The sequence below is a fragment of the Pectobacterium sp. F1-1 genome, from assembly GCF_025643735.1.
Lineage (GTDB): Bacteria > Pseudomonadota > Gammaproteobacteria > Enterobacterales > Enterobacteriaceae > Pectobacterium > Pectobacterium colocasium.
On the sequence record NZ_CP104733.1, the window covers coordinates 1,045,085 to 1,069,543 of the forward strand.

The following is a 24,459-nucleotide window of genomic DNA, read 5'->3' on the forward strand; positions in this document are numbered from 1 at the left end:
GGATAACGTCAGGCGGACTCACGCTCAATCAGTGAAAAACCGATATCCATGATGGGGGAAGGCACGCTTTTCCCCTCAATCTTTTCTGCCAGCATGGTCGCTGCGTCGGTGCCGATCTTCCTGCGATCGATCCTGATCGTCGTAATCGTTGGTGTGCTGTGGGCGGCGAAATCGAGATCGCCAAATCCCATCACGGCCAGTTGCTTCGGCACCGCTAATCCTCTGGCGGCAGCTTCAATCATCACACCTTGCGCCAGCGTATCGGAACTGCAAATGATGGCATCAAAAACGTCGCCATCGGCGAGAAGTTCGATCAGCCCTTGCCGCCCTAACGCCAGCGTCGCAGGCCACGGGGCGAGGGTTTCACGCACGTAATGTCCCGGCTGTTTTTGTATGACGTCGTAAATGCCCTTCTTACGCAGCCCGGCACGCGCGTCTTCGGTCCAGACCAGGCCAAAGCGCAAATGTCCTTTACCCAGCAAATAGTATCCGATGGCGTTCCCGATGCTTTCATGGGAAAAACCGACCAGCATATCGAGCGGCGTTGGGGTGAGATCCCAGATTTCGACAACGGGGATCGTAGCGTTGAGCAGGAGACGTTTGAGTTCGGGCGTATGGTGAATACCGGTGAGGACGATACCGTCTGGGCGACGAGAAAGCAGGGTGGCGACAATCTCTGCCTCGGATTCATTGGTATAGCCAGCGACGCACAGCAGCATGTGGTAACCGCGTGCGGCTAGCTCATCGCTGATCGCCTGAACGGTATCAACGAACATATTGTTATTGATTTGCGGTACAACGACGGCAATCAGCTTGCTGCGTCGGGAGGCGAGCCCGCCTGCCAACATATTGGGGATATAACCCGTGGCGCGAACGGCTTCCATCACCTTATTCACAGTTTCCGCACGAACAATCTTCGGATTGTTCAGCGCGCGGCTGACGGTCATGGGTGAAATGCCTGCGGCACGCGCGACATCTTCAAGCGTGGGAGCGCGCGGCGGCATGCTGCTGGCATTTTTATCGCGTTTCAATCACGGGTTCCCTTCTGAGGCTGCGCGCACATTTACATGTCGCTGGATTATCGTTGATGGCACATCGGTTTACCAGTCGCCTGTGTTTCTACAACTTGCCGAATTGTCTCGTTTTTCCGGTTGGTCCCAGAGCTGGTTAGGCTGAATTTCCGCTGTATCCTCTTACTTTTTGTGGTGATTGCGCAATCATTAATTCTGTCTCTCGATGAACGATTTTATCGTGTTAATGATTATTGTGTGATCTGTGTTGCATGTTTTTTCTTCATATATCACTATCTTCCTTCTGTTTATAAATGTTAGCGCAATCATTTTACGAGGTGAGACATGACTATCAGTGCAAATTCAGCGGCGGTTAGCTATGCAAAAGTCACTAACGTCAGAACGGCTGCCGAGTCGGGCGATCGAATTGAATGGGTAAAACTCTCTCTGGCGTTTTTGCCGCTTGCAACGCCGGTTAGCGATGCGAAAGTACTAACCGGAAGGCAAAAACCGCTGACCGAAGTCGCCATTATTTTTGCCGAAATCCGCAGTCGTGATGGGTTTGAAGGGGTGGGGTTCAGCTATTCCAAGCGGGCGGGTGGACAGGGCATTTATGCCCATGCGAAAGAGATTGCCGATAACCTGCTGGGCGAAGATCCGAACGATATCGATAAGATCTATACCAAGCTGCTGTGGGCTGGGGCATCGGTTGGCCGCAGTGGAATGGCGGTGCAGGCGATTTCTCCGCTCGATATTGCACTGTGGGATATGAAAGCCAAGCGTGCAGGTCTGCCCCTGTCGAAGTTGCTGGGATCACACCGTGATTCCGTGCAGTGTTACAACACCTCCGGCGGCTTCCTGCATACGCCATTGGATCAGGTATTAAAAAATGTCGTGATCTCACGCGAAAGCGGTATCGGCGGGATCAAACTGAAAGTCGGGCAGCCGAATACGGCAGAGGATATCCGTCGTCTAACGGCAGTACGCGAAGCGCTGGGAGATGATTTCCCGCTGATGGTGGATGCCAATCAGCAGTGGGATCGCGAAACGGCGATTCGGATGGGCAGAAAGATGGAAGCCTTTAACCTGATCTGGATTGAAGAGCCGCTGGATGCCTACGATGTGGAAGGTCACGCGGCGCTGACGGCTGCGCTGGATACGCCGATTGCCACTGGCGAGATGCTGACCAGTTTCCGCGAGCATGAACAGCTGATCCTCGGGAACGCCAGTGATTTCGTCCAGCCGGATGCGCCGCGCGTGGGCGGGATTTCGCCTTTCCTGAAAATTATGGACTTGGCCGCGAAGCACGGTCGTAAACTGGCACCGCATTTTGCGATGGAAGTGCATTTGCATTTGGCTGCGGCCTATCCGATTGAACCTTGGCTGGAGCATTTTGAGTGGCTGAACCCGCTGTTCAACGAGCAGCTAGAGCTGCGCGATGGGCGCATGTGGGTATCTGACCGTCTGGGGCTGGGATTTACGCTGAGTGAACAAGCGAGGAAGTGGACAGCATTAACATGCGAGTTCGGTAAGCATCCATAAACAGGCAAACACACATGGCCGATTTTATGGTCGGCCATGCGCAGCGTTATTGAGTGGAATCGCTCAGAGATCCAATACCAGAATCTTCGAGCGACGCTGGTAGTTGTACAGTGCCTGTTTTTTCTTCGGCAGCATTTCCACTTCGGCAGGTAAAAAGCCGCGTTCCTGGAACCAGTGAATGCTGTGCGTCGTCAGCACAAACAGCTTTTGCAGACCCTGCTGACGCGCCTGAGCGGCAATACGTAGCAATAGCATGTCGCCGCGCGATGAACTGCGGTAATCCGGGTGAACCGCGACGCAGGCCATTTCGCCAATGCTTTCTTCCGGGAACGGATAAAGCGCCGCGCAGGCAATGGTCAGGTTATCGCGTACCACGACGGTGAATTTGTCGATCTCCATTTCTAACTGCTCGCGCGAGCGTCTCACCAGAATACCTTGTTCTTCCAGCGGGCGAATCAGTTCCAGAATACCGCCGATATCATTGATGGTCGCACGGCGAACCTGCTCGGCGCTTTCCATCACGATCTGCGTACCGATACCGTCGCGTGAGAAGAGCTCTTGCAACAGCGCTCCGTCGTCCTGATAGCTAATCAGATGGCTGCGGCGTACGCCGCTACGGCAGGCTTTGACTGCGCCACGCAGGAACCGGACTGTCCCCGAATGGTAATCACCAGCCTGTTCCAGCGCATCAATACGGCGCTGTGCGTCATCCGGGAACAGCTCGGAAATGATGCTGCCTTCTTCATTGGTCACGCCCTGTGACGAGCAGAAGCCGATCATCTTCTCTGCTTTCAGTTTAATCGCGAGCTGGGTTGCCACCTCTTCCGAGGTTAAATTGAAACTTTCACCGGTGACTGACACCGCAACTGGACCGAGCAGGACAATCGCGCCGCTATTCAACTGGCGGTGAACCGCCTCCTCATCAATGCGGCGAATGCGGCCGCTGTGGCAGTAGTCCACGCCGTCATCCACGCCCAGCGGCTGCGCGATAATAAAATTACCGCTGACGACATTAATGTGGGCGCCTTGCAGCGGCGTGTTGTTCAGGCTCATCGACAGTCGAGCCGTGATGTCCAGTTGCAACATCCCCGCCGCCTGCTTAACCAGCTCCAGCGTGGCGCTGTCGGTGATGCGGGTGTTTTTATGGTAGTGAGGCTCGTAGTGATGCGTTGTCAGGTTGGCATCGATCTGGGGGCGAGCGCCATAAACGACGACCAGCTTAATCCCCAGACTGTGCAGCAGCCCGATATCATTTACGATGCTAGAGAAGTTGGCATGCTCAATGGCTTCGCCACCTAACATGATGACAAACGTTTTGCCACGGTGGGCATTGATATAGGGAACTGAATGGCGGAAGCCCTGAACCAGTTCTGTACTACGTTCCTTCACTGCGAGCCCTCTTTGCATTTTTATTCGTAATTTATGTATTTTTATTCTTTATGGTGTAAAAGGCAAGAGGAAGTATTCACCATAAAAGCGAGGTTAATGCTTCAAATTTATGATATCCGCCTGTTATAAGGCCTGCAGATGATTTTTGCATGACAGGGCAGAGCAGATTCGTTAAAGTTTTTGACAATTTTTACCTTTATTCATTTTTTGATCGCTTATCCCATGCAGTAGCAAACAAAAATTCAGGATAACGCACAGCAATCAGATCGGAGCGGCATGTCTCATTCGAATCATCATCTGACTCGACGACGTCTATTACAAAGCGCAGCAGCAACCTGGCTGTTAAGCGTAAGTGGTGTGGGGATAGCGGCGACAACACAGGTCGTTGCCGTGCGTGTCTGGCCGTCTTCCGCCTATACCCGCGTCACGCTGGAATCTAATAACCCGCTGAAATATAAACAGTTTAGTCTCAGTAATCCCGAACGCATCGTGGTGGATATCGAAAATGTTCACCTGAACAGCGTATTGAAGGAAATAGCCAGCCAGTTTCAGCAGGATAACGATCTGCTGATTAAAGAGGCGCGCATCGGTCAATTTGATAAAAGCACGGTGCGTCTGGTGCTGGAGCTTAAACAGCAGGCGACGACTAAAGTTTTTACGCTGGGGCCGGTGGCCGAATTCAAGCACCGACTGGTGCTGGATTTGTATCCTGCGGCAGGGCGCTACGACAACGAAGACGATCCGCTGCTGGCGCTTTTGGAGGATTACAACAAAGGCGATCTGGAGCGCACCCTGCCGGCAGAAGCGCCCAAAGCTGGGAAGGCAGGGCAGGATCGTCCGCTGATTATTATGCTCGACCCTGGTCATGGCGGTGAAGATCCCGGCGCGATTGGCAAGAATAAAACGCGCGAGAAAGACATCGTGCTGCAAATCGCCCGCCGCCTGCGTAAGCTGATCGATAATGAATCCAACATGAAGGCGTATATGACGCGCAATGAAGATGTGTTCATTCCGCTGCGCGTGCGGGTGGCGAAAGCGCGCAAGCAGCGTGCCGATCTGTTCATTTCGATTCATGCGGATGCGTTTACTAATCGATCGGCAAGAGGATCGTCGGTTTTTGCCCTCTCGAAGAAAGGGGCAACCAGTACCGCCGCCAAATTTCTGGCAGAAACTCAGAACGAATCAGATTTGATCGGCGGTGTGAGCATGAGCGGCGATCGCTATCTGGATCACACCATGTTCGATCTGGTGCAAACCGTCACCATCAGCGACAGCCTGAAGTTTGGTCAAGAGATTCTGAGTCGATTGGGCAAAGTGAATCGCCTGCATAAAAACAGCGTCGATCAGGCTGGATTTGCGGTACTGAAAGCGCCGGATATTCCGTCTGTTCTGGTTGAGACGGCATTTATCAGTAATCTGGAGGAAGAGCGCAAGCTGCGCACCAGCCAGTTTCAACAGCAAATTGCGGAATCCATTTTTGCAGGCGTTAAAGCCTATTTTGCCAGTCAGGTTCAGCAGTAGTTGATGTTGTTGATGTCGCACGATGGCCGCGCCTAACCGGCGCGGTTCAGCAGTAATATGTCTGGGGCGTGGTATGTAGAGATAGGTAGTATGTAGAAATAGGTCGCGCAGAAAACAAAAAAGCACCCGTTAAGGTGCTTTGTCGCTTGGTTCTTAATTAGACATAGTCTTAGTTGGTTGCGGGGGCCGGATTTGAACCGACGACCTTCGGGTTATGAGCCCGACGAGCTACCAGGCTGCTCCACCCCGCGTCCGTAATAACTAATCTTCACTGCTTTGATGGACGACTCACATCAATTGGTTGCGGGGGCCGGATTCGAACCGACGACCTTCGGGTTATGAGCCCGACGAGCTACCAGGCTGCTCCACCCCGCGTCCGTACTAACTTCTTTACTACTGACTATCTTTACTGCTTTCACGTTTCTTGATGGACGACTCACATCAATTGGTTGCGGGGGCCGGATTTGAACCGACGACCTTCGGGTTATGAGCCCGACGAGCTACCAGGCTGCTCCACCCCGCGTCCGTGGATGCGCACTATACTCTCCATGAGTATTGATGCAACCTATTTCTCTAAAAAGCGCGGTATTTGGCTGTCAGGTGATTGATTTACCGCCTTGTAGGTTGTTTTATGACCGCAATGTGGCGATGAAAAGAAACCCCACCTTTTACTGTGCTGCATGCCGAACGACATTCGCGTGATCCGTGGATTTATATGCTGTCCCATTCCTTTCTCGATAGCCGTTTGTTATCGTTCGACGGTAAATTTTTTGATGTAAAAAGCGAGCGCAAAGATGAAGGGACGGTGGGGAAAATACGTGCTGACCGCAGTGGTCATTGCCATTCTGGCGGGGTGCCAATCCCGGCCAACCGATCGCGGGCAGCAATATAAAGATGGTCACCTCAACCAGCCTCTGGAATTGGTGAATGAGCCGAATGCCAAGGGCAAACCCGTCAACGCGCGGGATTTCATGACTCAGGTTTCTGAAATCCGCTCGGCGTCACCGAATCTCTATACGCGCAATAATACGACCTTTCAGGCGATTGAAAACTGGATGATGTCTGGGGCTGACACCCGTGAACTGAGCAAGTTTGGCCTGAACGCCTGGCAGATGGAAGGCGTCGATAACTTTGGCAACGTGCAGTTCACCGGTTACTACACGCCAGTGCTACAGGCGCGCCATACCCGTCAGGGTGAATTCCGCCATCCTTTATATGCCATGCCGTCAAAGGGCAGAAAGAACAGTCGGCTACCGGATCGTGCTGGCATTTATGCTGGTGCACTGGATGACAGGCTGGTTCTCGCCTGGACCAACTCGCTGGTCGATAACTTCATGATGGAAGTGCAGGGCAGCGCCTATATTGATTTTGGCGATGGACGTCCGCTGACGTTCTTCGGCTACGCCGGTAAAAACGGCCATGCCTACCGCAGTATTGGTAAAGTGCTGATCGATCGGGGTGAAGTTCCACGTGAAGAGATGTCTATGCAGGCCATCCGCAAGTGGGCGGAGCAGCACACCGAATATGAAGTACGTGAATTGTTTGAGCAGAATCCCTCTTTTGTGTTCTTTAAACCCATGATGTCCGCGCCTGTGAAAGGGGCCAGCGCCGTGCCGCTGGTGGCGAAAGCTTCTGTGGCATCTGACCGTTCGCTGATTCCGGCTGGTACGGCGCTGTTAATGGAAGTGCCGCTGTTGGATAACGTGGGCAAATTCACCGGCAAATATGAAATGCGCCTGATGATTGCGCTGGATGTCGGTGGGGCGATTAAAGGCCAGCACTTTGATATGTATCAGGGCATTGGGCCAGATGCAGGGCATTCGGCTGGCTTCTATAACCACTATGGACGGGTCTGGGTATTGAAGAGTGCGCAAAGCAGTCCGGCGAACGGTTCAGGATCGCTGTTAGTCAACAATCCACAGTAGTCATCTCTTTCGTTTGAAATCTCAGAAGTGGTGTAAAGATGAGCCACTTCTGAGATGAAACGCTTGCTCTCCACGTACCAGAACAGAATCAGCTGTTAAAGCCGTATTTGCTGCTCAGCCCTAATTCGTTCACGATACGAATACCTGAATCCAACGCTTCGCCCTGCAAACCCCGCAGTGGACGGCGCAGGCTGCCTGCCGGTAAACCTACCGCCTTCATCAATGATTTCACCGCTACCGGGTTGATTGCCGAATAGGTGTAATGCAACAGCGGCAGCAAATGTTGATAGGCCTGACGGAAGCGCTCTGCATCCTCACCGTTTTTCCACGGACGAGAAATTTCAGCCAGTTCTGCTGGGGCAATATTGCCGGTCATGTTGGCCGTCCCATGCCCTCCCAACGACATCGTTGGCACCACCAGACCCAGATTGGGCGAGTCGCAGCACATCACCGAAACATCAGGGTTCCCTGCCAGAACCTGTGCGACCTGACCTACGCGGGTGGTGGATTCTTTATGAATAACGTAGTTCGGGTGTTGGAAAATACGCAGCAGCGATGTCCAGTGCAGATCCGTTTTCACGCGTGGCGGATTGTTATAAATCCCTAACGGCAAATCGGTCGCGTCGGCAATTTCCAGAAAATAGCTTTCGATATCGCTCTCGCTGGCACAGATATAGGCGGGGGCGGCGATAATGGCACCGTCTGCGCCGTTGTCATGTGCATAGCGAACATAGTCAATGGTGGTATCGGTATTGTTACCGGTACAGCCGTAGAACAGCTTCATTTTGCTGGTGCTGTATTGCGCGGTTCGGCGGATGATCGCCTTTCTCTCATCTGGGGACAGCATGGACACTTCCCCCGTTGAGCCCATAATCAAAACGGCTGCGGTGCCGTTGTCTTCCTGGAATTTTAATAACGCCTCAAATGCGCCGAAATCCACGCTGCCATCGTCATTAAAAGGCGTAATAAGGGCAACGAATGACCCTTCAATTTTTTCTCTGCTCATGTCTGTTTCCTGTCAATGTAAACGTGTTGCGAATAACTAAAAATCAGGACTGAAGTGATGTCTCAGTCAGTGGCTTGGCGGTAAAACCCGCCTCGACAAAACGTAAGAGATGCGACAGCACGCGGTCGTCATCTCGGTTGTCACACAGCCCTTTGGAAAGCAACGCCAGACGGCCAGAGCGCGGATCGGCGTCGGTTAACACGTGCATGGCGGCACCACGGGCAAATTCATAACGCCAGATCACCTCTGCGCGCGATAACTCCGGCAGCGCACGGGAAAAGGCATCGATAAAACGGTGAGCGACGTGATCGAACTGCGCCGAAAGCAGGGCAGTGACCTCCAGACCCGGCGTAGCCCGCAGGTGCTGTAACAGGCGCACGACAATACGACCCCCATCAGGTGTGCGAGCGGTTTTAACCAGCGGGCGCAGTAGCGCATCCAGCAGTGCGGCAACGGGAAGGTCATCACCCTGATTGGCTTTTTCCACCTCATCCAGCAGGCGCGTTCTTTCGTCATTTAACGGCCCGAGAACGTTGTCCAGCACGGCACGCAGCAAACCTTCTTTTGAACCAAAGTAATAATTCACCGATGCTACGTTTACGTTGGTGGCTTCGGTGATTTCACGAATCGTCGTTAGCTCACTGCCTTTGCAGGCGAAGATCGTGATGGCTTCACGCAGGATGCGCTGTTTAATGTCTGCCTCTTTTTCTTTGCTTTGCTCTTTGGTTTTCAATAACGCCACCATGATTCATCCTTTTTGCTCACGCTCACAGTCGGGGGCACCGACGTCATGCGTTGTGATAGTGAGGCTGTGTAAAATGCGCTGTCGCTAGGCCAGTTCTTGAAAACCCAACTCTTGATAAACCAATGTTGCCCAATAGCGGATGCCTAGTGGGATCAGCGCGTCATTAAAGTCGTAGTGCGGGGTATGCAGGTGATGCACGTTGGGCGCATTTTTGTCGTTGTTACCCAGCATCATGAATGCGCCCGGGCGCTGCTCCAGCATGTAGGCAAAATCTTCTGCACCCAGCAGCGGCGTCATCGCGGTGTCAACCTGTTCGCGTCCGACCACCTGCGCGGCGGCATTAACGGCTAACTGCGTGACATGCGTATCGTTAACCAGCGCGGGATATTGCCGTTCATAGTGCACGTCGGCCGTTGCACCAAAGCCTTGTGCGGTGCTGTGTGCCAGTTCTCGCAGGCGCGTTTCCAGTAGATCGCGAACGCTCGGTGAGTAGCTCCGTCCGGTTCCTTTAAGGATGACGCTATCGGGGATCACGTTTGGAGCATGGATATCGCCGCCCTGAATATGGCCGATGCTGAGCACCGCCGCATCCATCGCGGGGACGTTACGGCTAACGATGGTTTGCAGGCCAAGCATAAATTGTGCGGCGGGTAGCGTCGGGTCGATAGAAAGGTGGACGCCTGAACCGCCGTGTCCACCCGTGCCGTGAAACGTGACCTGCCAGGTATCGCTGGCTGCCAGCATTGGCCCGCTGCGAATCGCGAATTTTCCCACTTCGATACCGGGTTTGTTATGCAGACCAAAGAGTCGGTTGCAGGGGAACGCGGTCAGCAGGCCGTCATTGAGCATGGCAAGTCCGCCACCTAATCCTTCTTCCGCTGGCTGGAAAATAAAATGTACCGTTCCAGCAAAGTTGGGGTGCTGAGACAAATAGCGTGCGGCGCCCAGCAGCATGGTGGTGTGTCCATCATGTCCGCAGGCATGCATTTTCCCGGCATGCACCGATGCATAGGGCAGATCCGTTTTCTCATTGATATACAACGCGTCCATATCTGCCCGCAGGCCGATGCTGTCTCCACCGGGATAACGACCATGTAGTGTGGCGACCACGCCCGTTCCACCGATGCCCGTTGTGACGGCAAGCCCCCACTCCGTCAGCTTTTCTGCCACTAATTGCGCGGTGGCAAACTCTTCAAAGCCAATTTCTGGGTGTTGATGAATATGGTGACGAATCGCAATCAGCTCAGGTAAAAAATCCTGAATGACCAATTCCATCGCTGTTTGGTCAATAGCGGTTGGTGTCGGTGTATTCATCATGTGTTCTCTGTTCTTATCCATGCGCCTGTCTACTCATCGGCTGTGGAGGCACAAGCGCATCACGCTGCCTGCCGCCTGGGACGGCATCGATCAGCTTGCGGGTGTACGGGTGTTGTGGCTGATGCCAGATGCTGTGGTGATCGCCACTTTCCACACAGCGTCCGTTTTGCATCACCATGACCCGATCGGCGATATAACGCACCACGGCGAGATCGTGGGAAATAAACAGTAGCGACACGCCCATTTCGTTTTTTAACTCAACCAACAGATTGAGGATCTGTGCCTGAATAGACACATCGAGTGCGGACACCGGTTCGTCGCAAATCACCAGCGAAGGACGTACCACCAGTGCACGGGCAATGCCGATACGCTGGCGCTGTCCGCCGGAAAATTCATGGGGATAGCGGCTTAGGCTGCTTTGCGGCAGACCGACACGATCGATGATATTTTTGATTGCCTGCTGTCGCTGCGAACGATCGCCAAGGCCATGTACGATCAGCGGCGTTTCAAGAATATGTTGAATGCTGTGGCGTGGATTCAGCGAAGCGTACGGATCCTGAAAGATCATCTGCACCCGCTGACGTAACGCTTTCAGCCGTGATTCTTTTAGTGTGGTGATGTCTTGTCCATCGAACACGATCTGCCCGTGTGAAGGCGGTAGCAGGCGCAGAATGGTTTTGGACAGGGTGGATTTACCACAGCCGGATTCGCCCACCAGACCGAGGGTTTCTCCGGGTAAAATAGTCAGTGACACATCGTCAACGGCCAGCACCTTGCCCTGTGTTGTTGAATAGCCGGTATGAATATTTTTCAACGAGAGTAGCGGCGGCTGGTTTGTATCGGTGGCACGGTGAATCAAGGTGGGCGGCGTCAGTAGTGTAAAGCCTTCGTCCGTTGGCGCGTGATGGATTTCCGCCAGTCGATGGGTACGGTAGTGCCTGTCTTGATCCATATGTAGCGATGTCGCTAACAGCCCGCGCGTATAGCTGTGCTTGGGGGAGAAACGGTGTGTGGATGACTGAAACAGGTCGGCTGCCTGTGCTTCTTCCACCTTTTGCCCGGCATACATCACCGCCACGCGGTCGGCCCATTGCGCCACCAGCCCAAGATCGTGGGTAATCAGCAGCAGGCTCATCGAGAATTCACGCCGCAGGTTATCCAGCAGCGCCAGAATCTGTGCCTGAATGGTAACGTCCAGCGCCGTGGTTGGTTCATCGGCAATCAGCAGACGCGGTCGGCACGCCACCGCCATGGCGATCATGACGCGCTGACGCTGTCCGCCAGAAAGGTTATGTGGATAGTCATCCACCCGGCGGGCGGGTTCTGGGATCTTGACCAGATCCAGCAATTCGATGGCGCGCGTCCGTGCCTGTGCAGGCGTCAGCGCTTCATGCAATCGCAGCGTTTCGCTAATTTGCTGCCCGATGGAAAGTACTGGATTGAGCGAGGTCATCGGTTCCTGAAAAATCATCGACAGCACATTGCCACGCAGCTGGCGCATCTGCCGGTCTGGCAGGGTCAGCAGATCCTGTCCATCAAACAGGATGCGGCCGCTGATTGTTCCCGGTTCGGCGACCAGCCGCATCAGGGACAGCGCCGTCGCGGATTTCCCGCAGCCGGATTCGCCGACCAGCGCCAGCGTTTCTCCTGCATTAATCGTCAGGTTTAGCCCTCGAACGGCTTGATGACCAGGAAAATTGACGTGTAAATCTTGAATATCGACCAGCGGCTTCATGCGCTTCTCCCCCGTAACCGTGGATTCAGTGCATCGTTCAATGCGTCGCCCACCAGATTCAATGACAGCACGGTTAAGACCAGTGCGGTGCCGGGCAAGGCGGTAAGAAACCAGGCAGTACGCAGCGACTCACGGCCTGCACCGATCATGCTGCCCCAGCTCACACGGTTCGGATCGCCAAAGCCTAAGAAGGAGAGGGCGGATTCAATCAAAATGGCCGAGGCGACCATGACGGACGTTGTAACGATGATCGACGGCAGCGCGTTCGGTAGCATTTCCTGAAAGATGATACGCAGACTGGAAAATCCCTGACTGCGTGCGGCTAACACAAAATCGCTTTCGCGCAGGGAGCGAAATTCGGCCCGTACCAGACGGGCAATCGTTGGCCACGAGGCAATCCCGATAGCCAGTGAAATCAGCGTAACCGACGGTGAACCGATGGCGACCAGCACCACGACCAGCAAAAAAGTCGGGAAGGTCTGGAACAGTTCGGTGATATGAACCAGCAGGTCATCAACCCGACCGCCAAAATAGCCCGCCAGCGCACCGACGACGGTGCCAATTAACAGGCTGACGATGACCGCCGAGAAGCCAATTTGCAAAGAAACCTGTGAACCGTGGACGATTCCAGCGGCGACATCCCGGCCCATCGAATCGGTTCCTAACGGGAAATCAGGGTTTTCGCCCGGCCACAAGAAAGGCTGAGCGACCATATCCAGCGGATCGCCGGGATACAGTAACGGCGCGAAGGCGGCCATCAGAAATACCGTAATCAGCAACAGCAGGCCAGCCATCCCCGCGGGATTGCGGATAAATGCACGCACCTCCGGCGACAGGCGGAAAGGCGTTTTTAACGGGCGAGTTACCGCTGAGCTAACGCCGTCTGCTGCGGCTTTCTTCGATGTGAGATTTTCAGGAGAAAGATGATTCATATCAGCGCGCCTTAATTCGGGGATCGAGCCAGGATTGCAGTAAGTCCACCAGCACGTTAGCCAAAATGACTAAGAAGGCGGAAAGCAGCAGGACGCCTAACAAGACGTTGAAGTCACGTGCCATCACCGCTTCCAGCGCCAGACGGCCCAGTCCCGGCCAGCTAAAGACCGTCTCGACCACGGCTGCTCCACCCAGCAGATTGCCGAAGTGCATCCCCGCCACGGTAGTGATAGGCAGCAGCGCGCAGCGCAGAATGTGTCTGACGGTGACCCACAGCGGCGACAGCCCTTTGGCATGTGCGGTGCGCACGAAATCCTGCTGAGCGATTTCCAACATGGCCGCGCGGGTCAGACGGGCATAAATGGCAATAAAAAAGCTGCTCAGCGCCACGACCGGAAGGATGGCATGCTGCAACATATCCTTGAAATACGCCCAACCGGTTAGGCTCGCGTCGATGGTGATATTGCCGCCGCTTGGCAGCCAATCAAGATGTACGGAAAACAGAATCAGCGTCATCAGGCCGATCCAGAATCCCGGCGTGGAGTAGAGCAGCAGCGCGATGAGGGAGAGCAAGCGGTCGGGCCATTTGCCTGCCCACACTGCCATGATCGTTCCCAGCGTTATACCGATGACGATGGCAAAAACCTGCGACAGCAGCATCAGGAATAGCGTGCCCGGCAACCGTGACAGGATCAGATCCATTACCGGCGCATTGTAGCGAGGCGAAAAGCCGAGGCTGAACTGCGCCAAATTGCCTAAATAAGCCGAGAGCTGTTGCAGTATGGGTTGATCGAGACCGAATTGAGCGCGCAGGTGTGCCATCGTCGCTTCGGTTGCATTGCCTGATTCGCCGGCCAGCACATCAACGGCGTCTCCCGGCACCAACTGCAACAGGAAAAACACCAGAATGACAATGCCAATGGCCGTTGGCAGTGCATGAAGCAGGGTACGCCACAGTACGCGTCCGATTCGTTCTACTTTATTCATCACATACCTTCATGGGATTCCCCTGCCAGCGCAGGGGAATGCTGTATTACGATTACTGATCCAGCCACACGTCGGCCAGGCTGCCGTTGACGCCCTGAATATCCGTGACGACGTTGTGCACGCGCTTGTTGTAAATCGTCTGGCGCTTAATCTGGAGCAGGTTCAAATCGGGAATATCCGTGGCGATGATGCGTTGGAACTGCTTGTACAACTCCACGCGTTTTTCAGGATTGGTTTCCACCGAGGCTTGCTCAAGCAGGCGGTCGACTTCCGGGTTGCTGTAATGTGAGCCGTTGCCGAAAGGTACGCCCGGTTGATAGGTTTTTGACCAGTACAGGCGCTGTACGCCTACGGCGGGATCGAACAGGTTCGAGATGGAACCGTTGTTGAAGTCAAAGTCGCGGTCGGTATAAACGCGCTTAACGAAGGTGGCGAAATCCTGTGAGCGAATGGTGACGTCGATGCCGACTTTGGCGAGTGACGATTTGAGGTATTCCGCTACGCGTTTGAAGCTATCACCATAGGGCATGAAGTCATGTACCAGCTTGAAGCGGATACCGTCTGCCTGACGCGGGAAGCCCGCTTCATCCAGCAGTTTGTTCGCTTTGGCAATATCGAAGCCATAAGGGGAGGGGGTCGCATCATGGAACTGCGCCAGCTCTGGCGTAATGGGTGTCGGTGAATTTACCGCGTATCCATACCACACCACGTTTTTCAACACATCAATATTGATGCTGTGCGCAATGGCCTGGCGAACCTTCAAATTCTTCAGGTAAGGGTTATCCAGATTGAACTCGATACGCGTTTGCGTTGGGCTATAACCGTAGCCGTTGGTTTCAATGCCTAGCTTGGGGTTTTTCTTGATGCGTTCAATTTCACTCAGCGGAACGGGAGAGTCGCTTCCCAGATCCAGCGCGCCGGTTTCAAGCGCAATGGTGCGAGTGGCTGCATCGGGAATGATTTTCACCACCAGTTTATCAACGTAAGGCTTGGGGCTATCCCAGTAGTTCGGGTTACGTTCATACAGGATATGGCTGCCACGAACCCATTCTTTGAAGACGAACGGACCGGTACCAATCGGTGCGGTATTGTGAGGATTCGACAGAATGTTTGTGCCTTCATATAAGTGTTTTGGCACGATAGGCGCTTCGTTGGCGGAGAACGCGCTCAGCAGATAAGGCGCGGGTTTTGACAGTTCAAGAATCGCGGTATACGGATCGGGGGTTTTCACTTCGGTGACGTTGGCAAACGTGCCCTGACCGCGTGAATTGTATTTTTTGACGGTCAGAATAGAAAACGCGACGTCCGCAGAAGTGAAGTCTTGCCCATCATGCCATTTCACGCCTTTACGCAAATGGAACGTATATTGTTTGCCGTCCGGGCTAACTGACCAACTAGTTGCCAACTGCGGGGTCGGTTTCATATCGAAATCGTAATTCAACAAGCCTTCAATGACCTTGGCGTTGACCTTCATCACCGCGCCGCTGGTGCTAACCAGGCTGGTTAACACGGGCGGTTCAGGCTCGGCCAAAAAATTCAGCGTGCCGCCGCGCTTGGGCGTCAGGGTTTCCGCCTGTGCGGCAAGGCCGAATAACGAAGACGTCAGAATCAACGCTGATAAGAATAGATTTTTTTTCATATTTCCCATCCGTATGCAGAGGGCAACGGTGTGCTCCCCACTTTTATTTTTAATGGCGTGTTGTGAATGATGTGTTTGGGGTGACAACGCACCTTTCTCTGAGAGAGATAAAGGGGGTCAACATCGGGACAGTAATGAAATAACGTCATTACCGTTGCTGTGTGGCGTAATGGGTTTCATGCTGCGTTCCTGGTTTTAATAACGAAAAAATAATAAAACGGCCTGAACCACCTCTTTATTTTCTGGTTAAACCCTAGCCTAACGCGTGTTTTAAACGAACGTTTAAATATGGATAACTAATGCCGAATTACGCATAAGCTATTCACTCTTCTTGCTGTTGGGGGCGTCGGTAATTCAGGGTATTATCCACCCTGCTAATTACTTATCCTGAGGTTGTCATGGCGATTAAACGTTATCCACATCTTGCGCATTGGGGCGCGTTTACCGCTGTAGTTGAAGACGGCTGGTTGATTCGATGCGAGCCGTTTGCTGACGATCCGGCACCTTCCGCCATGCTCGATTCCATCGTGCCGCTGGTGTATTCCGACCGACGTATCCGTCGGCCTTCGGTGCGGCGTTCCTGGCTCCAGAAACGTGAAAATAGCGACAGAACGCTGCGTGGCCGGGAAGACTTTGTTGAAGTGGATTGGGATGTGGCGCTCGATCTGGTTGCGCAGGAGAATCGCCGTATTCGCGATCGCTACGGTGCGGATGGCCTGTTTGCCGGTTCCTACGGCTGGTCATCTGCCGGGCGCTATCACCATGCACGTTCTCAGGTACGACGTTTCTATTTCTCCGGCGGCGGCGCGGTCGATCAGCAGGGCAATTACAGCTGGGGCGCGGCGCAGTTCTTCCTGCCGTACGTGATTGGTACTTTTCACCCGCTGACGGGCAAGGTGACGGAATGGCGCAGCGTCGCTGAACACTGTGATATTTTCCTCGCATTTGGCGGTCTGGCGCTGAAAAACGCGCAGGTGGCCTCCGGCGGTGCCGGGCACCACACCTTGAAGCCCGCGCTGGAAACGCTGGTGGCGAAAGGGATTCCGGTCATTAACATCAGCCCGATGCGCGATGACTGCCCTGAATTTGTGAATGCCGAGTGGATTCCAATCCGCCCGAATACCGATGTCGCTCTGATGCTGGCGCTGGGCTATGAAATTCAGCGTTTGGGCGCTGACGATAAGGATTTCCTGCAACGCTACTGTGTTGGTTACGAGCAGTTGAGCGACTACTTGCACGGTCGCGGCGACGGCGTGGTGAAAACGCCCGAATGGGCCAGCGACATCACTGGCATTCCCGCTGAACGTATTCGGCGTCTGGCGCAGCAGTTGATCGGTGTGCGCAGCTTTATTACCTGTTCTTATTCAGTGCAACGCGCGCACCGCGGCGAACAGCCGTATTGGATGATGATTGCGCTGTCTTCAATGTTGGGACAGGTGGGGTTGCCCGGCGGCGGATTCTCCTTCGGGCATGGTTCGATGAATAGCGTCGGCAACGAGCGTATTTCAACGCCAGCGCCCGCTTCGCCTTCCAGCCCGAATGCGGGGCGAGCGATCCCCGTGGCGCGTATTGCCGATATGCTACTGCATCCGGGAACGCCTTATACCTTCCAGGGCGAAACCCATACTTATCCCGATATTCATCTGATTCACTGGGCGGGCGGTAATCCGTTCCATCATCACCAGCAGTTGAACCGTCTGGTAGACGGCTGGCGCAAACCGGATACGGTGATTGTGCAGGATATCGTCTGGACGCCAGCAGCGCAGATGGCGGATATCGTACTGCCCGTCACGACAACGCTGGAGCGTAATGATATCGGCGGGTCGTCTCGCGATCGCTTTATCTTTGCCATGCATCAGGCGATTGCGCCGCAGCATCAGGCGCGTAATGACGTGGATATTTTCAGCGAACTGGCCGAGCGTCTGGGTTATGGCGATGTGTTCACGCAAAATCGCAGTGAGCAGCAGTGGCTGGAACACCTGTATGAAGAATGCCGAGCAAGGCAGCGGGATGCCGCTGACAGCTGGCCGTCATTCGAGGATTTCTGGCAGCAGGGATATGTCGAAATCCCGATGGATGAAAAGCCGTTTGTGTTCTTTGAGGATTTCCGCCGCGATCCTCAGCAGCATGCGCTGAGTACGCCAAGCGGTAAAATTGAACTGTTCAGCTCGGCCATCGCCAGCTATGGTTATGCCGATTTTGCGCCGCACCCGGAATGGCAGCCTCCCGTTGAATGGCTGGGAGCCAAAAGCACGGAGGAATGGCCGCTGCACTTTATTTCCATTCAGCCGTCCGACCGTTTGCACAGCCAACTGGCAGCGACGCCGCAGGTTGCCGCGAATAAAACCGCAGGAAAAGAGACGCTGTACATGCACCCGCAGGATGCCGCCAAACGGGATATCGTCGACCGTTCGCAGGTGGAAGTCAGAAACGCGCGTGGTCGCATTCTGGCGGGCGTACAGATTACCGATGGCGTCACGCCGGGCGTGGTGATTATGTCCACCGGTGCCTGGTTTGAACCCGGCTTCGGTCAGAAAACGTGGTATCCGGTTGAGCAGTCTGGCAATGCGAATGTACTGACGCTGGATATCGGCACATCGCCGCTGACGCAGGGGCCGAATGCCATGAGCTGTTTGGTGGATGTGGTGCGGGTTTAGCGCTATCCTGAGCCGCTTTTTCGCTGTGTTATTTTCCTGTGATTTTGTTTTCGTAAGGTTGGTTGAATGAATACGCAATTATCCGAAGCCTATTTGCAACGCTTCGGCGGGACCGCGCGGTTATATGGTCAACAGGCGCTGGCGCTGTTTTCTCAGGCTCACGTTTGTGTGATTGGCATTGGTGGTGTCGGTTCCTGGGCGGCTGAGGCGCTGGCGCGTACCGGCATCGGCGCGATTACGCTGATTGATATGGATGATGTGTGCGTCAGTAACACCAATCGACAGATCCACGCGCTGCGTCAGCACACTGGGCAGTCGAAGACGGAAGTGATGGCGGAACGTATTCTGGCGATCAACCCGGAATGTCGCGTCACCTGCGTGGATGATTTCATTAGCGCGGAAAACGTGGCCGAGCTGCTCGATAAAAACTTCAGCTATGTGATTGATGCCATCGACAGCGTACGCCCGAAGGCGGCGCTGCTCTCCTACTGTCGCCGCTATAAAATCCCGGTGGTGACAACCGGCGGTGCAGGTGGGCAGATCGATCCGACTCGGATTGAAGTGGTCGATCTGGCGAAAACGATTCAGGATCCGCTGGCTGCCAAGTTGCGCGAGCGGTTAAAGCACGATTTTAACGTGGTGAAGAACAGCAAGGGAAAGTTGGGTATCGACTGTGTGTTTTCCAGCGAGCCACTGGTTTATCCGCAGCCTGACGGTTCCGTTTGTGCATCGCGCAGCACGGCAGACGGCGTCATGCGTATGGATTGCGCATCAGGCTTTGGGGCCGCGACGATGGTCACCGCAACCTTCGGGTTTGTTGCGGTATCCCATGCGCTGAAGAAGATGATGGCGAAAAGGGAAAGGGCGTCTGCGACGTAACAGGTGTTTGTGACAAAATAAAGCCTGTGGTGCAGAAGTCGCGTGAATCTCGCTATTTTCCCGCTGCTTCGTGTTCTGCTATGTCCCTGATTCTGGCGGCCAGCGCCGCCAGCCCGCTTGAACGCGAAGCGCTGAGCTGCGCGCGCAGCCCCAACATATCGAACAGCGCCAGCGGATCGTGCTGTAATAGCGTTTCTGGCGTTTTTCCCTCAACGGCGGTGAGCAATACCGCCAGTAATCCCCGCACGATGCGCCCGTCGCTGTCACCGTAAAAATTCAACCTGCCATCTTCCTGACGTTGATAACCCAGCCAGACGCGATTTTCACAGCCGGATAATGAAATCTCGTCGGTTTTCAGCCCCTCGGGCAGTGCGGGTAACGCCTTTGCCAATAAAATGAGCTGCCGATAGCGATCTTCCCACGCGCGGCAGGCATCGAATCGCGCCAGCAGGTCGGCGACGGTGGTGTGGTGGCCAAAAGGATGCGTGGTGTCAGTTGTCTGGGTCATGGTTTAGTCGATCAATAATTCAAGGGCGCTGCCCACTGCGGCGATCAGCGCAGCAACATCCTGTTGGTTGTTATAGGGGGCAAACGAGGCGCGGAGCGTGCCGCTGACGCCGAGCGCGTCCATCAGCGGCTGCGCACAGTGATGCCCAGCACGCAGTGCGATGCCGCTTTCAGCTAACAGCGTAACCAGATCGCTGTGGTGCACATCGGCAATATCAAAGGACAGCACGCTGGACTGCGGGCTACGGAAGCTGCGAAAGCCGGGGAACTGCGCTAAATACGTTTCGGCAAGCTGCGCTAACTGCTGGCTGTGCTGCTCTGCGGCGTGCCAGTCCAGCGTGGTCAGCCAGTCTAGTGCCGCAGACAGGCCAAGCACGCCGGCAATGTGTGGCGTTCCCGCCTCAAACCGCTGTGGAATCGCCTGGGGCTTGAAGCCGTCAAAGGACACCTGCGTCATCATTTTTCCGCCGCCTTGCCACGGCATCATGCTTTCCAGCAAGGCGGTTTTGCCGTACAGCACGCCAATCCCGGTTGGGGCATACAATTTGTGCCCGGAAAACGCATAGAAATCAATATCCAACGCCTGTACATCCGGCGGACAGTGAACAATGCCCTGCGCGCCATCAACCATCACTACCGCGCCATAGCGGTGGGCCAGCGCAATCGCGCGCGCCAGATCGGGCTGTCCGCCCGTCACGTTTGACATTTGCCCCAGCGCCAGCAACCGGGTTTTGGGGGTAAGCAGCGTGGCTAGCTGCTCAACATCCGGTAAGAAGTCCGCGCCTATCGGTAACTTCACCACCTTTGCGCCGGTTTGCTGCGCCACCATTAGCCACGGAATGAGGTTAGCGTGATGCTCCGCCTCACTCACCACGATCTCATCGCCCAGTTGAAGGCGAGGACGTGCATAGCTCTGCGCAACCAGATTGATCGCTTCCGTCGTGCCTCTGGTCCAGACAATCGAACGCGGATCGTCCGCGTGGAGTAAGGTAGCGACTTGCTCTCGAGCGCCTTCAAAGCGCTGGGTCAACGCCTGCGCACCGCGATGCTGGCTGCGGTGCACCGTACCACTCTCACTGCAATAGAACGCTTGAACCGCATCAATGACAGCCTGTGGTTTCAGCGCGGTCGCGGCGCTATCAAGATACACCGTCGAATGCTGAAGAGCGGGGAACTGTTGGCGAAAGGTGGCGGGGTTAAACGGTGTCATGAGCATCCTCTTTTGGAGGGGCGATCCTGTCCCATTTTGTTGAGAGAGACAAGTTTAGGACTATGCCTAATGCGATTTTATGGAAAAAAAAGCAACTATTGCTACGCTTTAAAGTGTTAATTTTCAGGATTTCCTGATGAATAAGGTTAACTAGAAAACATTTAAATTCATTGAGGCTTAACTATGAAGAATAAAATTTCTATTTTTGCCGCTATCGTGATGGCGTTTTCTCTGGCAGCCTGTTCCAGTAATTACGTCATGCATACCAATGACGGGCGCACCATCGTTGCAGAGGGGAAACCGAAGGTTGATGATGAGACGGGTATGATCAGCTATACCGATGCCTACGGTCAGCAGCAGCAAATTAATCGCGATAATGTGAAAGAAATGGCGAAAGGGAAATAGTGCGGTTTGCCTATCATCCCGCGTTACCTGTTAAGCTGCGCAGACTCGCATCGGTTGTCATCGTTTCAGGTGTGAAACGCAGGCCAAAAAAAAGCACCGCAATTTGCGGTGCTACACAAAAAATCACTTTGGACAGACAGGGTAAATGTACAGGAAGTGAATAGGGTAGACTCGCTACCACATCTGCAAAAGGCAGACAAACAAATAGCAAACACAACATCACAACCACAAGCCAAAAGCACCTCAGGTCACCCCTCCGCACTTTTCGTTCCGGCCCAGGAAGTTGCGCTAATATAGGTATTTGCTGGTACATCCTCAACGGACAAATTATAATGTCTCGGATTACAAAAACTAATAGTTGTACCCGTCATCTTTTCGTTGCAGAGAATCTGGCTGTTGCCACTGGTATTAATCGCTTAGCCAGCTAATTGGCAGGCGATCTTTCCCGTTGTTGCCTTTCTGCATCTTAAGATTTAATGGGTACGAATGTACCTGATCAATCGCTGATTTAGCGTAAACCAAAAGATTTCATTCATGTCAAAACGTCTCCCTCCGCTCAACGCATTACGCGTTTTTGATGCGGCGGCTCGCCATTTAAGTTTTACCAAAGCGGCAGAAGAACTGTTTGTTACGCAGGCTGCCGTCAGTCACCAGATTAAGTCACTGGAAGATTTTCTGGGGCTTAAATTATTCCGCCGTCGTAATCGTTCCCTGCTGCTGACGGAAGAGGGGCAAAGTTACTATCTTGATATCAAAGAGATCTTCTCCTCTTTGAATGACGCAACCCGTAAGCTGCAATCCCGCAGCGCCAAAGGTGCGTTGACGGTTAGCCTGCTGCCCAGCTTTGCCATTCATTGGCTGGTACCGCGTCTGTCGAGCTTTAACTCCGACTATCCGGGGATTGATGTCCGTATTCAGGCGGTGGATCGCGATGAAGATCGTCTGGCGGATGACGTGGATGTCGCGATTTTCTACGGTCGCGGAAATTGGCCGGGGTTGCGGGTAGAAAAACTGTACGCGGAGTATCTTTTGCCCGTTTGCTCGCCAGCATTGCTGACGGGGAGCCACCCGTTAAAAACGCCGGACGATTTGGTCGCACACACGCTGTTGCACGATGCGTCACGTCGTGACTGGCTGTCCTATACGCGTCAGCTTGGCGTGCAAATTAACGTGCAGCAGGGGCCGATTTTCAGCCACAGCGCCATGGTGTTGCAGGCGGCCATTCATGGGCAGGGCGTGGCGTTGGCGAATAATGTCATGGCACAAACGGAAATCGAAGCCGGGCGACTGGTGTGCCCATTTAACGATGTGCTGGTCAGCCGGAACGCTTTTTATCTGGTATGTCATGACAGTCAGGCAGAACTGGGTAAAATAGCCGCCTTTCGCCATTGGATTCTGGCGCGGGCCGCCAGTGAGCAGGAAAAGTTTCGTTTTCGCTATGACAACGGCACGCGCTGAGGCCGTGTGGCTGTCGAAGGTTGAGTGACCGAATAACTCACGTAGATAACTTATGCAGATAGCTACGATGATAGATAACAACGATTATAGGTAACTACGATGAATAGTCGTTTCATGCTGGTGTTTGCTGCTATCAGCGGCTTCACTTTTGTCGCGCTGGGCGCGTTTGGTTCCCATGTTCTCAGTAAAACGCTGGGTGCAACGGAACTGGGTTGGTTGAAAACCGGCCTTGAATATCAGGCATTTCACACACTGGCGATTTTGGCGCTGGCCATTGCGATGCAACACCGAACCAACCTGTGGTTTTACTGGAGCAGCGTTTTTCTGGCGTTGGGAACGGTACTCTTCAGCGGAAGTTTATACTGTCTGGCGCTTTCTCACCTGAAGCTATGGGTTTATGTGACTCCGATTGGTGGCACCTGTTTTCTGGTGGGATGGATATTAATATTGATTGGCGCACTGCGTCTGAAGAGAAAGGCTGAACGCCATGAATAAGGTCATTTTGTATTGTCGTCCCGGGTTTGAGAAAGAGTGTGCGGCGGAAATAACGGAAAAAGCCACGCAGCATAACGCCTTCGGCTTCGCGCGGGTAAAAGAAAACAGCGGTTACGTGGTGTTTGAATGCTATCAGCATGAAGATGCTGAGCGTTTGGTGAAAACACTGCCGTTTCATGAGCTGATTTTTGCCCGTCAGATGTTCGTAAGTGGTGAACTGCTGCGCGATTTGCCGCCGGAAGATCGCATCACGCCAATTGTCGGTATGTTGTCAGGGGCTATTGAACGGGCGGGAGAGCTGCGCGTTGAAGTTCCTGACACCAACGAAAGCAAAGAACTGATGAAGTTCTGCCGCAAATTCACCGTGCCGCTGCGTGCGGCACTGCGCGAACATAAAATTCTGTTGGGCTATGAAAAAGCGGATCGGCCGGTACTACATGTGCTGTTCATTGCGCCAGGCTGCTGCTATGTCGGCTATTCCTATAGCAATAACAATTCACCGTTTTATATGGGGATCCCACGGCTGAAATTCCCTTCTGATGCACCAAGCCGCTCGACGCTGAAACTGGAAGAAGCATTCCACGTTTTTATTCCTGCGGATGAGTGGGATGAGCGCTTGGGCAGCGGTATGTACGCGGTGGATTTAGGCGCGTGTCCCGGCGGCTGGACTTACCAACTGGTTAAACGCAGCATGATGGTTTATGCGGTAGACAATGGACCCATGGCACCGAGCCTGATGGAGACTGGGCAGGTGATGCACCATCAGGCGGACGGCTTCCGCTTTGAGCCACCGCGTAATAACGTGTACTGGCTGGTGTGCGACATGGTGGAAAAGCCGGCTAAAGTCACCAGTCTGATGAGTGACTGGCTGATCAAGGGTTGGTGTCGCGAGGCCATTTTCAACCTGAAACTGCCGATGAAGAAACGCTATGAAGAGGTGTCGCAGAATCTTGCCGTGCTGCGTGAACGCCTGAGCGAAAATGGGATTAATGCTGAAGTGCATGCCAAGCATTTGTACCATGACCGCGAGGAAATCACGGTACACGTTCGTCGTTTCTGGAGCGCAGTGCCTGGCCGTCGCGACGAGCGGTAAAATAAG

General features: G+C 54.0%; 20 protein-coding genes and 3 tRNA genes. 9 read left to right on the forward strand and 14 right to left on the reverse strand.

Going from position 1 to position 24,459, the window contains the following annotated elements; genetic code table 11:
- Positions 1–8: 8 nt before the first annotated feature.
- Positions 9–1,031, reverse strand: a complete 1,023-nt coding sequence (locus NAL19_RS04560) for a LacI family DNA-binding transcriptional regulator (RefSeq protein ID WP_411561416.1) — start codon at positions 1,029–1,031, stop codon at positions 9–11.
- Between the two features lie 324 nt (positions 1,032–1,355).
- Between NAL19_RS04560 and NAL19_RS04565 the strand changes: the two genes are divergently transcribed.
- Positions 1,356–2,552 carry an L-talarate/galactarate dehydratase gene (locus tag NAL19_RS04565; protein ID WP_225087123.1) on the forward strand — a complete coding sequence of 399 codons (1,197 nt, stop codon included), beginning with the start codon at positions 1,356–1,358 and terminating at the stop codon, positions 2,550–2,552.
- 63 nt (positions 2,553–2,615) lie between these two features.
- Here the strand turns inward: NAL19_RS04565 and argA are convergent, their stop codons facing one another.
- A complete protein-coding gene (gene argA, locus NAL19_RS04570; RefSeq protein ID WP_225087124.1) occupies positions 2,616–3,959 on the reverse strand; it encodes an amino-acid N-acetyltransferase in 1,344 nt (447 codons plus the stop codon).
- Positions 3,960–4,217: 258 nt separating this feature from the next.
- Here argA and amiC point away from each other — a divergent pair, with 258 nt between their 5' ends.
- A complete protein-coding gene (gene amiC, locus NAL19_RS04575) occupies positions 4,218–5,462 on the forward strand; it encodes an N-acetylmuramoyl-L-alanine amidase AmiC (RefSeq protein ID WP_263058885.1) in 1,245 nt (414 codons plus the stop codon).
- Positions 5,463–5,636: 174 nt separating this feature from the next.
- Here the strand turns inward: amiC and NAL19_RS04580 are convergent.
- The 3 genes from NAL19_RS04580 to NAL19_RS04590 all read right to left on the reverse strand — a co-directional run bounded on the left by NAL19_RS04580 (position 5,637) and on the right by NAL19_RS04590 (position 5,985).
- A tRNA-Met gene (locus NAL19_RS04580) sits at positions 5,637–5,713 on the reverse strand.
- 47 nt (positions 5,714–5,760) lie between these two features.
- A tRNA-Met gene (locus NAL19_RS04585) sits at positions 5,761–5,837 on the reverse strand.
- Between the two features lie 71 nt (positions 5,838–5,908).
- Positions 5,909–5,985 (reverse strand) — tRNA-Met (locus NAL19_RS04590).
- A gap of 271 nt (positions 5,986–6,256) precedes the next feature.
- Between NAL19_RS04590 and mltA the strand changes: the two genes are divergently transcribed.
- The gene (gene mltA / locus NAL19_RS04595; RefSeq protein WP_263058886.1) at positions 6,257–7,387 is read left to right on the forward strand and encodes a murein transglycosylase A; all 1,131 of its coding nucleotides are present in this window, start codon (positions 6,257–6,259) and stop codon (positions 7,385–7,387) included.
- 88 nt (positions 7,388–7,475) lie between these two features.
- Here the strand turns inward: mltA and NAL19_RS04600 are convergent, their stop codons facing one another.
- The 7 genes from NAL19_RS04600 to NAL19_RS04630 form a co-directional block, all read right to left on the reverse strand.
- On the reverse strand, positions 7,476–8,393 hold the full coding sequence (locus tag NAL19_RS04600) for a 4-hydroxy-tetrahydrodipicolinate synthase family protein (protein WP_225087127.1): 918 nt from the start codon (positions 8,391–8,393) through the stop codon (positions 7,476–7,478).
- Between the two features lie 43 nt (positions 8,394–8,436).
- Entirely contained in the window at positions 8,437–9,138 is a 702-nt protein-coding gene (locus NAL19_RS04605) for a TetR/AcrR family transcriptional regulator (protein ID WP_263058887.1), read from the reverse strand.
- 84 nt (positions 9,139–9,222) lie between these two features.
- On the reverse strand, positions 9,223–10,476 hold the full coding sequence (locus tag NAL19_RS04610; protein ID WP_263058888.1) for a M20 aminoacylase family protein: 1,254 nt from the start codon (positions 10,474–10,476) through the stop codon (positions 9,223–9,225).
- Positions 10,469–12,190, reverse strand: a complete 1,722-nt coding sequence (locus NAL19_RS04615; protein WP_263058889.1) for an ABC transporter ATP-binding protein — start codon at positions 12,188–12,190, stop codon at positions 10,469–10,471. The genes NAL19_RS04610 and NAL19_RS04615 overlap by 8 nt, the downstream gene beginning before the upstream one ends.
- Positions 12,187–13,122: an ABC transporter permease gene (locus NAL19_RS04620; RefSeq protein ID WP_263058890.1), complete on the reverse strand. Its 936-nt coding sequence runs from the start codon at positions 13,120–13,122 to the stop codon at positions 12,187–12,189. The genes NAL19_RS04615 and NAL19_RS04620 overlap by 4 nt, the downstream gene beginning before the upstream one ends.
- 1 nt (position 13,123) lies before the next feature.
- Positions 13,124–14,110 carry an ABC transporter permease gene (locus NAL19_RS04625; protein ID WP_263058891.1) on the reverse strand — a complete coding sequence of 329 codons (987 nt, stop codon included), beginning with the start codon at positions 14,108–14,110 and terminating at the stop codon, positions 13,124–13,126.
- A 52-nt stretch (positions 14,111–14,162) separates the two neighbouring features.
- On the reverse strand, positions 14,163–15,749 hold the full coding sequence (locus NAL19_RS04630; protein ID WP_263058892.1) for an ABC transporter substrate-binding protein: 1,587 nt from the start codon (positions 15,747–15,749) through the stop codon (positions 14,163–14,165).
- 398 nt (positions 15,750–16,147) lie between these two features.
- Here NAL19_RS04630 and NAL19_RS04635 point away from each other — a divergent pair, with 398 nt between their 5' ends.
- Positions 16,148–18,406, forward strand: coding sequence for a molybdopterin-dependent oxidoreductase (locus NAL19_RS04635; RefSeq protein WP_263058893.1), 2,259 nt, complete (start codon positions 16,148–16,150; stop codon positions 18,404–18,406).
- 66 nt (positions 18,407–18,472) lie between these two features.
- The gene (gene tcdA, locus NAL19_RS04640) at positions 18,473–19,285 is read left to right on the forward strand and encodes a tRNA cyclic N6-threonylcarbamoyladenosine(37) synthase TcdA (RefSeq protein WP_263058894.1); all 813 of its coding nucleotides are present in this window, start codon (positions 18,473–18,475) and stop codon (positions 19,283–19,285) included.
- Between the two features lie 52 nt (positions 19,286–19,337).
- Here tcdA and csdE read toward each other — a convergent pair whose 3' ends face one another.
- Positions 19,338–19,793 carry a cysteine desulfurase sulfur acceptor subunit CsdE gene (gene csdE, locus NAL19_RS04645; protein ID WP_263058895.1) on the reverse strand — a complete coding sequence of 152 codons (456 nt, stop codon included), beginning with the start codon at positions 19,791–19,793 and terminating at the stop codon, positions 19,338–19,340.
- Positions 19,794–19,796: 3 nt separating this feature from the next.
- Positions 19,797–21,002 (reverse strand): cysteine desulfurase CsdA, encoded by a 1,206-nt coding sequence (gene csdA / locus NAL19_RS04650; RefSeq protein ID WP_263058896.1) that lies wholly within the window; start codon positions 21,000–21,002, stop codon positions 19,797–19,799.
- Positions 21,003–21,185: 183 nt separating this feature from the next.
- Here csdA and NAL19_RS04655 point away from each other — a divergent pair, with 183 nt between their 5' ends.
- From NAL19_RS04655 to rlmM, 4 genes are all read left to right on the forward strand, one after another.
- Positions 21,186–21,407: a YgdI/YgdR family lipoprotein gene (locus tag NAL19_RS04655; protein ID WP_005975888.1), complete on the forward strand. Its 222-nt coding sequence runs from the start codon at positions 21,186–21,188 to the stop codon at positions 21,405–21,407.
- Between the two features lie 534 nt (positions 21,408–21,941).
- On the forward strand, positions 21,942–22,865 hold the full coding sequence (locus tag NAL19_RS04660) for a transcriptional regulator GcvA (protein ID WP_012773617.1): 924 nt from the start codon (positions 21,942–21,944) through the stop codon (positions 22,863–22,865).
- A gap of 99 nt (positions 22,866–22,964) precedes the next feature.
- Positions 22,965–23,360: a DUF423 domain-containing protein gene (locus tag NAL19_RS04665; RefSeq protein WP_263058897.1), complete on the forward strand. Its 396-nt coding sequence runs from the start codon at positions 22,965–22,967 to the stop codon at positions 23,358–23,360.
- The gene (gene rlmM, locus NAL19_RS04670; protein WP_225087137.1) at positions 23,353–24,453 is read left to right on the forward strand and encodes a 23S rRNA (cytidine(2498)-2'-O)-methyltransferase RlmM; all 1,101 of its coding nucleotides are present in this window, start codon (positions 23,353–23,355) and stop codon (positions 24,451–24,453) included. The genes NAL19_RS04665 and rlmM overlap by 8 nt, the downstream gene beginning before the upstream one ends.
- Positions 24,454–24,459 lie beyond the last annotated feature (6 nt).

Bases quoted from the DNA above. Each gene is read 5' to 3' on its own strand.
- NAL19_RS04565 (WP_225087123.1), top strand. From the start codon at position 1,356: ATGACTATCAGTGCAAATTCAGCGGCGGTTAGCTATGCAAAAGTCACT.
- argA (WP_225087124.1), bottom strand. From the start codon at position 3,959: ATGCAAAGAGGGCTCGCAGTGAAGGAACGTAGTACAGAACTGGTTCAG.
- amiC (WP_263058885.1), top strand. From the start codon at position 4,218: ATGTCTCATTCGAATCATCATCTGACTCGACGACGTCTATTACAAAGC.
- mltA (WP_263058886.1), top strand. From the start codon at position 6,257: ATGAAGGGACGGTGGGGAAAATACGTGCTGACCGCAGTGGTCATTGCC.
- NAL19_RS04600 (WP_225087127.1), bottom strand. From the start codon at position 8,393: ATGAGCAGAGAAAAAATTGAAGGGTCATTCGTTGCCCTTATTACGCCT.
- NAL19_RS04605 (WP_263058887.1), bottom strand. From the start codon at position 9,138: ATGGTGGCGTTATTGAAAACCAAAGAGCAAAGCAAAGAAAAAGAGGCA.
- NAL19_RS04610 (WP_263058888.1), bottom strand. From the start codon at position 10,476: ATGGATAAGAACAGAGAACACATGATGAATACACCGACACCAACCGCT.
- NAL19_RS04615 (WP_263058889.1), bottom strand. From the start codon at position 12,190: ATGAAGCCGCTGGTCGATATTCAAGATTTACACGTCAATTTTCCTGGT.
- NAL19_RS04620 (WP_263058890.1), bottom strand. From the start codon at position 13,122: ATGAATCATCTTTCTCCTGAAAATCTCACATCGAAGAAAGCCGCAGCA.
- NAL19_RS04625 (WP_263058891.1), bottom strand. From the start codon at position 14,110: ATGAATAAAGTAGAACGAATCGGACGCGTACTGTGGCGTACCCTGCTT.
- NAL19_RS04630 (WP_263058892.1), bottom strand. From the start codon at position 15,749: ATGAAAAAAAATCTATTCTTATCAGCGTTGATTCTGACGTCTTCGTTA.
- NAL19_RS04635 (WP_263058893.1), top strand. From the start codon at position 16,148: ATGGCGATTAAACGTTATCCACATCTTGCGCATTGGGGCGCGTTTACC.
- tcdA (WP_263058894.1), top strand. From the start codon at position 18,473: ATGAATACGCAATTATCCGAAGCCTATTTGCAACGCTTCGGCGGGACC.
- csdE (WP_263058895.1), bottom strand. From the start codon at position 19,793: ATGACCCAGACAACTGACACCACGCATCCTTTTGGCCACCACACCACC.
- csdA (WP_263058896.1), bottom strand. From the start codon at position 21,002: ATGACACCGTTTAACCCCGCCACCTTTCGCCAACAGTTCCCCGCTCTT.
- NAL19_RS04655 (WP_005975888.1), top strand. From the start codon at position 21,186: ATGAAGAATAAAATTTCTATTTTTGCCGCTATCGTGATGGCGTTTTCT.
- NAL19_RS04660 (WP_012773617.1), top strand. From the start codon at position 21,942: ATGTCAAAACGTCTCCCTCCGCTCAACGCATTACGCGTTTTTGATGCG.
- NAL19_RS04665 (WP_263058897.1), top strand. From the start codon at position 22,965: ATGAATAGTCGTTTCATGCTGGTGTTTGCTGCTATCAGCGGCTTCACT.
- rlmM (WP_225087137.1), top strand. From the start codon at position 23,353: ATGAATAAGGTCATTTTGTATTGTCGTCCCGGGTTTGAGAAAGAGTGT.